The sequence below is a fragment of the Kitasatospora sp. NPDC056181 genome (assembly GCF_042266225.1).
Classification (GTDB): domain Bacteria; phylum Actinomycetota; class Actinomycetes; order Streptomycetales; family Streptomycetaceae; genus Kitasatospora.
Genome location: NZ_JBHJUK010000290.1, coordinates 1 through 1,848, shown reverse-complemented (window position 1 = coordinate 1,848; position 1,848 = coordinate 1). Strand labels below are relative to the sequence as shown.

Annotated in this window: 2 protein-coding genes; both read right to left on the bottom strand. The window is 71.3% G+C overall.

What is annotated here, in order from left to right:
• Nucleotides 1-1,588, bottom strand: a 1,588-nt coding sequence (locus ACFC1F_RS42800; protein ID WP_376167183.1) for a condensation domain-containing protein, incomplete at its 3' end; no start/stop codon positions are given.
• Nucleotides 1,585-1,848, bottom strand: a 264-nt coding sequence (locus ACFC1F_RS42795) for a phosphopantetheine-binding protein (RefSeq protein WP_376167181.1), incomplete at its 5' end; no start/stop codon positions are given. The genes ACFC1F_RS42795 and ACFC1F_RS42800, both read right to left, overlap by 4 nt.

The window sequence follows — 1,848 nt, the reverse complement described above, 5'->3', positions numbered from 1 at the left end:
CCAACAAATCCACCCCACGCTCCATCACCACACCCACCAACGACTCCGCCCCCACACCCCGACCCACCAACAACCGCGCCAACCGCTCAGCCCGCTCATCCAACTCACCGAACGACAACTCCACCCCATCCCCCACCACCGCCACCGCACCCGGCGACTCCACCACCCGCTCCGCCCACAACCCCGCCAACGTCACACCACCACCACCACGCACCCCACCCGACAACCCCTCCAACAACCCCACCCGCTCCCCCACACCCAACACACCCACACCCGACACCCGCACCCCCACATCCACCACCACCAACTCCAACACCCGCACCAACCGCCCCACCAACACCTCCACCGACCCCACCTCGAACAGATCCGCCGAGGCCACGAAGCGCCCGCGGACGCCCGCGGGAGAACCGTCGGCGTCGAACTCCTCGCCCACGAACAGCTCAAGGTCGAACTTGGCCGTCGTCGACCCCGTCGGCAGCGGCTCCACGCTCAGTCCGGGCAGCTTCAGCCCCGCCGAAGCGGTGTTCTGGACGGTGAGCATCACCTGGAAGAGCGGGTGACGGGCCAGCGAGCGGGCCGGCGCCAGCTCCTCCACCAGGCGATCGAAGGGCACGTCCTGGTGGTCCAGGGCGTTCAGACCCGTCTCCCGGACGCGCTCCAGCACCTCCGACAGGGTCGGGTCCCCGGACAGGTCGGTGCGCATCACGAGCGTGTTGATGAAGAAGCCGACCAGGTCGTCGAAAGCCTCGTCGGTGCGGCCGGCCACCGCCGCACCGATCGGGATGTCGGTGCCCGCGCCCAGCCGGTTCAGCGTCACCGCCAGCGCCGCCTGGAGCACCATGAACAGCGTCGCACCGTGCTCGCGCGCGACCCCCAGCAGCTTCGCGTGCAGGTCCGCCGGAAGGTCGAGCGCCACCTGGTGGGCACGGTGGGAGGCGACGGCCGGGCGCGGGTGGTCGGCCGGGAGCTCCAGCTCCTCCGGCGCCCCCGCGAGCACCGCACGCCAGTGCTCCGTCTGGCGGGCGAGCAGGCTCTGCGGGTCGTCCCGGTCGCCCAGCAACTCGCGCTGCCACAGGGCGTAGTCGGCGTACTGGACGGGCAGCGGCTCCCAGTCGGGGGACCGGCCGGCCGCCCGCGCCGTGTAGGCGACGGAGAGGTCCCGGGCCAGCGGCGCCGCCGAGGAGCCGTCCCATGCGATGTGGTGGACCACCAGCACCAGCAGGTGCTCCCCGGGTGCCGAGCCGAACAGCCAGGCCCGCAGCGGGATTTCGGTGCCGAGGTCGAAGGCGTGACGCCCGGCCTCGGCGACGGCACCCGCGAGCTCCTCGGGTGCGACCTCGGTGCGGGTCAGCTCGAAGCCGGTCCCGTCCACCGGGAGGATCCGCTGGTACGGCTCGCCGTCGGCCTCCGGGAAGACGGTGCGGAGCACCTCGTGGCGGCCGATCACGTCCCGCAGCGCCTCGGCCAGCGCTTCACGGTCCAGCTCACCGGAGAGCCGTAGCGCGGTCGGAACGTTGTAGACGGTGTTGCGGCCTTCCAGCTTCGCCAGGAACCAGAGCCGGCGCTGTGCGAACGACAACGGGATCATCGGGACTCCTCCTGCTTGCGCATCGGCCGCAGCGCGGGCCTAGCACTGGACTCTTGACTGGCGTGTTCGGTGATCCAGGCCGCGAGCGCGGCCGGTGTGGGGGCGGTGAAGACCGTCCGGATGGGCAGTTCCAGACCGAGTTCGATCCGGACTTCGTTGGCGAGTCGGGTGGCCAGGAGGGAGTGCCCGCCGAGGGCGAAGAAGTCGTCCTCGACCCCGACCTCCGCCAGACCCAGCACCCGGGCGAACACCGCACACAG